Consider the following 6,712-nt stretch of genomic DNA (forward strand, 5'->3'; position numbering starts at 1 on the left):
CTTTCTATCTTTCTATCTTTCTATCTTTCTATCTTTCTATCTTTCTATGTCCCCCTTTCCTTTTCTCCTTTTTACTCTTATCTTTATATTCCTTTTTGTTTTTTTCTTACTAAATTTCTATAATTTCCCATAAATTTCCCCTAAACCCCTTTTTTATTTAATCTCACTTTAAGCTTTTAAAGCTATAATTCCATTTCCTTTTTTGCGCTACACTTTCTAGCAAGAGCTTAGAAACTATCGCTTAAAGATTACACAAGTTTAGAACAATACTTTGTTAGAGTTCTTATCTTAAACTCTTTTATGCTTTTAAGATAATCTTTAATAAGCTTTTTATTGTCTTTAAACAAGTATAAGATACACTTAATATCTTTAGCTATTAAGTTCCATCTTTAGTCTATAAAGATAAAGTGTTTTTCTTTAAACTTTAGAAAAAAGTAGTAGTTTAGCATAAAAGATGTGTTCTTTAACTTTTTAAAATGATTTTTATTGAAATTTTAAAGTTAAAATGATCTTTGACAACTAAGCAGGAAATTAAGTAAAACAACCTATAAAGTAATTTTCTTAATTTTCTAAAATCGATACAACATAACTCATTTATTGCTTTGAAAGTTTTATTCTTTAAAAGTAAAAGTTTCTCTTTTATTTTTAGCATAAAACCAACAAATCTATACAGAGATTTTGAGATTTTAGGACAAACTAATCCAAACCTAAATTCTTATCTAAATAAGATTAGAATTTAACAAACAAATCTTTTAAACTTAAATTCTTAAGTTTAAGTATTTATTTTTTTGGAGAGTTTGATCCTGGCTCAGAGTGAACGCTGGCGGCGTGCCTAATACATGCAAGTCGAACGATGAAGCTCTAGCTTGCTAGAGTGGATTAGTGGCGCACGGGTGAGTAATGCATAGGTAACATGCCCCATAGTCTGGGATAGCCACTAGAAATGGTGATTAATACCGGATACTCCTTACGAGGGAAAGTTTTTCGCTATGGGATTGGCCTATGTCCTATCAGCTTGTTGGTGAGGTAATGGCTCACCAAGGCTATGACGGGTATCCGGCCTGAGAGGGTGATCGGACACACTGGAACTGAGACACGGTCCAGACTCCTACGGGAGGCAGCAGTAGGGAATATTGCTCAATGGGGGAAACCCTGAAGCAGCAACGCCGCGTGGAGGATGAAGGTTTTCGGATTGTAAACTCCTTTTGTTAGAGAAGATAATGACGGTATCTAACGAATAAGCACCGGCTAACTCCGTGCCAGCAGCCGCGGTAATACGGAGGGTGCAAGCGTTACTCGGAATCACTGGGCGTAAAGAGCGCGTAGGCGGGCTAGCAAGTCAGATGTGAAATCCTATAGCTTAACTATAGAACTGCATTTGAAACTATTAGCCTAGAGTATGGGAGAGGTAGGTGGAATTCTTGGTGTAGGGGTAAAATCCGTAGAGATCAAGAGGAATACTCATTGCGAAGGCGACCTGCTGGAACATTACTGACGCTGATGCGCGAAAGCGTGGGGAGCAAACAGGATTAGATACCCTGGTAGTCCACGCCCTAAACGATGAATGCTAGTTGTTGGGGTGCTTGTCACTCCAGTAATGCAGCTAACGCATTAAGCATTCCGCCTGGGGAGTACGGTCGCAAGATTAAAACTCAAAGGAATAGACGGGGACCCGCACAAGCGGTGGAGCATGTGGTTTAATTCGAAGATACGCGAAGAACCTTACCTAGGCTTGACATTGATAGAATCCGCTAGAGATAGTGGAGTGCTAGCTTGCTAGAACTTGAAAACAGGTGCTGCACGGCTGTCGTCAGCTCGTGTCGTGAGATGTTGGGTTAAGTCCCGCAACGAGCGCAACCCTCGTCCTTAGTTGCTAACAGTTAGGCTGAGCACTCTAGGGAGACTGCCTTCGCAAGGAGGAGGAAGGTGAGGATGACGTCAAGTCATCATGGCCCTTACGCCTAGGGCTACACACGTGCTACAATGGTATGTACAAAAAGACGCAATACCGCGAGGTGGAGCAAATCTTTAAAACATATCTCAGTTCGGATTGTAGTCTGCAACTCGACTACATGAAGCTGGAATCGCTAGTAATCGTGAATCAGCCATGTCACGGTGAATACGTTCCCGGGTCTTGTACTCACCGCCCGTCACACCATGGGAGTTGTATTCGCCTTAAGTCGGAATACTAAATTGGTTACTGCCCACGGCGGATGCAGCGACTGGGGTGAAGTCGTAACAAGGTAACCGTAGGTGAACCTGCGGTTGGATCACCTCCTTTCAAGAGAATAGAACTAAATATTCGTTTATTTAGTTTTTAAAGTTGTTTTATTCCTGCTTAGTTTTCAGAGATCATTTAAAAAGTAAGACTTTAAAAGTAGGGGCTTATAGCTCAGGTGGTTAGAGCGCACCCCTGATAAGGGTGAGGTCGGAGGTTCAAGTCCTCCTAAGCCCACCATTATCTTAATGGGGAATTAGCTCAGCTGGGAGAGCGCCTGCTTTGCACGCAGGAGGTCAGCGGTTCGATCCCGCTATTCTCCACCATTAAAGTCTTAAAGCATTGCTTTAAAGTAAGATAAATCATTATCTTATAAAGTTTAATGTGAGATTTAATGATTTGCTCATATCTTTATATTAAATAAATATGTTAAATATAAAGTTATGAAGATAAGTTTCACATTAGACTTTAGTCTAAGTGTTATTTAAAAACTCATTGTTAAAGCCTATATAAGTAAATAACTACAATCACGCATAACCAAAGATTGTCTTAATGAAGTTACATTCATTAAGGCAGTGGCGTTAATAGAATACAAAGTCAGTTAAGCTTGTAAAGGGCAAATGGTGGATGCCTTGGGTAGTAGAGGCGATGAAGGACGTACTAGACTGCGATAAGCTATGGGGAGCTGTCAAGATGCTTTGATCCATAGATTTCCGAATGGGGCAACCCAATGTATTGAGAGATACATTACCTTAAATGGAGCGAACCTAGTGAAGTGAAACATCTCAGTAACTAGAGGAAAAGAAATCAAACGAGATTCTCTTAGTAGCGGCGAGCGAACGGGGAACAGGGCAAACCAAGTGCTTGCACTTGGGGTTGTGGACTGCAACATCCACTAAAATACTCTAATAGAACATTCTGGAAAGGATAGCCATAGAGGGTGATAGTCCCGTATATGAAAGAGTATTTTTAGGTAGCAGGATCCAGAGTAGGTCAGGACACGTGAAATCCGGGCTGAAGCTGGGGGGACCACCCTCCAACCCTAAATACTACTACTACACCGATAGCGAACCAGTACCGTGAGGGAAAGGTGAAAAGAACCGCAGTGAGCGGAGTGAAATAGAACCTGAAACCATTTGCCTACAATCATTCGGAGCCCTATGATTTATCAGGGTGACGGACTGCCTTTTGCATAATGATCCTGCGAGTTGTGGTATCTGGCAAGGTTAAACTAATGTGAAGCCGTAGCGAAAGCGAGTCTGAAAGGGCGCTTAGTCAGATGCTGCAGACCCGAAGCTGAGTGATCTATCCATGGCCAAGTTGAAAGTGGGGTAACACCCACCGGAGGACTGAACTCGTACCCATTGAAACGGGTTGGGATGAGCTGTGGATAGGGGTGAAAGGCCAATCAAACTCAGTGATAGCTGGTTCTCTTCGAAATATATTTAGGTATAGCCTCAAGTGATAGTAATAGGGGGTAGAGCTCTGATTGGGCTAGGGCTGCTCACCGCGGTACCAACCCCTGTCAAACTACGAATACCTATTACCGTATCTTGGGAGTCAGGCGGTGGGTGATAAAATCAATCGTCTAAAGGGGAACAACCCAGACTACCAACTAAGGTCCCTAAGTTCTATTCTAAGTGGAAAAAGATGTGGAGTTACTCAGACAACCAGGAGGTTGGCTTAGAAGCAGCCATCCTTTAAAGATAGCGTAACAGCTCACTGGTCTAGTGATTCTGCGCTGAAAATATAACGGGGCTAAGATAGACACCGAAGTTGTAGATTGTGCTGATGCACAGTGGTAGAAGAGCGTTCACATCAGCGTTGAAGCCATACCGGTAAGGAGTGGTGGAGCGGTGTGAAGTGAGCATGCAGGAATGAGTAGCGATAAAAGTGGTGGGAATCCACTTCGCCGTAAATCTAAGGTTTCCTACGCTATGCTCGTCATCGTAGGGTTAGTCGGGTCCTAAGACAAGTCAGAAATGGGTAGTCGATGGAAAATAGGTTAATATTCCTATACCAACATTAGTGTGCGATGGGGGGACGCATAGGGTCAAGACAAGCTGACGGATAGAAGTGTCAGTCGAAGGGTGCAAGTTAGGAGATTGGTAAATCCGCTCCCGTATCCCAAACCCAACAGGCTCTTTGAAGTCTTCGGATGGATAAGAGAATTGTTAAGATCGTCGTGCCAAGAAAAGCCTCTAAGTTTAGCTAATGTTGCCCGTACCGTAAACCGACACAGGTAGATGAGATGAGTATTCTAAGGCGCGTGAAAGAACTCTCTTTAAGGAACTCTGCAAACTAGCACCGTAAGTTCGCGATAAGGTGTGCCTACGCAAGTAGGTCTCAGCAAAGAGTCCCTCCCGACTGTTTACCAAAAACACAGCACTTTGCCAACTCGTAAGAGGAAGTATAAGGTGTGACGCCTGCCCGGTGCTCGAAGGTTAAGAGGATTAGTCAGCAGCAATGTGAAGCTTTGAATTGAAGCCCGAGTAAACGGCGGCCGTAACTATAACGGTCCTAAGGTAGCGAAATTCCTTGTCGGTTAAATACCGACCTGCATGAATGGCGTAACGAGATGGGAGCTGTCTCAAAGAGTGATTCAGTGAAATTGTAGTGGAGGTGAAAATTCCTCCTACCCGCGGCAAGACGGAAAGACCCCGTGGACCTTTACTACAGCTTGGCACTGCCGATGGGAGCATTATGCGCAGCATAGGTGGGAGGCTTTGAAATCTTTACTCCGGTAGAGATGGAGCCACCGTTGAGATACCACCCTTAATGTTTCTGTCTGCTAACTAGCTTGAGTTATCCTCAAGTAGGACAATGCCTGGTGGGTAGTTTGACTGGGGCGGTCGCCTCCTAAAAAGTAACGGAGGCTTGCAAAGGTTGGCTCAAAATGGTTGGAAATCATTTGTAGAGTGTAATGGCATAAGCCAGCCTGACTGTAAGACAAACAAGTCAAGCAGAGACGAAAGTCGGTCATAGTGATCCGGTGATTCTGTGTGGAAGGGTCATCGCTCAAAGGATAAAAGGTACCCCGGGGATAACAGGCTGATCTCCCCCAAGAGCTCACATCGACGGGGAGGTTTGGCACCTCGATGTCGGCTCATCGCATCCTGGGGCTGGAGCAGGTCCCAAGGGTATGGCTGTTCGCCATTTAAAGCGGTACGCGAGCTGGGTTCAGAACGTCGTGAGACAGTTCGGTCCCTATCTGCCGTGGGCGTAGGAAAGTTGAGGAGATCTGTCCCTAGTACGAGAGGACCGGGATGGACATACCACTGGTGTAGCTGTTGTCCTGCTATGGGCATCGCAGCGTAGCTACGTATGGATGTGATAAACGCTGAAAGCATCTAAGCGTGAAGCCAACTCCAAGATGAACTTTCCCTGAAGGTCGCAGGAAGACTACCTGCTTGATAGGGTAGGGGTGTAAGCATAGTAATATGTTTAGCTGACTACTACTAATAGACCGTTTGGCTTAATTGATAAAATAGCCACTGCCTTAATGAGTGTAAAAGCTCATAAAAGGTAAATTTGGAAAAAGCAATTATAGGGTTTATAAAAATAAACCTATAAAGATTGTGAAATTTACTTAAATACTAAAAAGATCTTGATAGTCTTTATAAAACCATTGAAAGTTTAAAAAGCTTTTTAGTGGATATAAGATAGAATTCTTATCTTTATAAGAAGTTTTTAGGATTGTCGTTTTATATTCTTTAGGAAATAGATTAAAAACCAAAAAGAATAGAAGATAGAACAATAAGAGATAAAATAAGATAAAATCTAAAAGCTTAAGAAAGATACTTAAGATATCTTCTAAAGATTTAAAAACAATAGAGAATTTTAGTAGAAATACTATAGGCTTTCTTTACATTGTCATCTTCGTGCTAATAGAGAAGAGGTTCCACCTAGTCCCATTCCGAACCTAGAAGTTAAGCTCTTCTTCGCTGATGATACTGCTCCTTTCAGGAGTGGTAAAGTAGGACGGTGCGGAGATGAGAGTGTAAAGTAATGGGTTACTTCTTAACTTCTTTTTTAAACTTCTAAATCTTTAAAAATTTAATTGCTTTATGATTGTAGAATGTAGTTTAATTCTTATTTTATGATACTTATATTTTTATTTGTTGTATGATACTTTGTTTGTTGGGTAGTGTTTGGATTAGTTGGTGGATAGGGTTTAATTTTATAGAGTTTAGAGCGTATAAATATCTTGTTGGAGATTTTATTGTTTAGCAATTATTTGTAAGATATTAAATATTTAAAGGCGTTTAATATCAATAGAAAAATTTAAAAGCTTTATTTGTTTTTACTTTATCCTATATTTATGATTGCTTGGTTTAGTTATTCTTTTATGCTAGTTTGAGTGGTAAAGTAGCTTTAGAGAGTTTGAGAGGTTGTGTTATCTTACTTTTAGAGTTTAGTAAAGATTTAGGTTATTGATTACTTTATGGAGTTTAGAGTGTTGTGCTTATTAGAAGAGTGAATGGTTTGTTATTT

2 tRNA genes and 3 rRNA genes are annotated in these 6,712 nt (G+C 41.5%); all 5 read left to right on the plus strand.

Going from position 1 to position 6,712, the window contains the following annotated elements:
* The first annotated feature begins 785 nt into the window (after positions 1-785).
* A 16S ribosomal RNA gene (locus tag B6S12_RS09890) occupies positions 786-2,281 on the plus strand.
* Positions 2,282-2,381: 100 nt separating this feature from the next.
* A tRNA-Ile gene (locus B6S12_RS09895) sits at positions 2,382-2,458 on the plus strand.
* Positions 2,459-2,468: 10 nt separating this feature from the next.
* Positions 2,469-2,544: transfer RNA gene (locus tag B6S12_RS09900), tRNA-Ala, on the plus strand.
* 273 nt (positions 2,545-2,817) lie between these two features.
* Positions 2,818-5,701 (plus strand): 23S ribosomal RNA (locus B6S12_RS09905).
* 394 nt (positions 5,702-6,095) lie between these two features.
* A 5S ribosomal RNA gene (gene rrf / locus B6S12_RS09910) occupies positions 6,096-6,211 on the plus strand.
* The 16S, 23S and 5S rRNA genes sit together here with 2 tRNA genes alongside, the layout of an rRNA operon.
* The last annotated feature ends 501 nt before the right edge of the window (positions 6,212-6,712 follow it).

The sequence above is a fragment of the Helicobacter valdiviensis genome (genome assembly GCF_003245365.1).
In the GTDB taxonomy this organism is placed as follows: domain Bacteria; phylum Campylobacterota; class Campylobacteria; order Campylobacterales; family Helicobacteraceae; genus Helicobacter_D; species Helicobacter_D valdiviensis.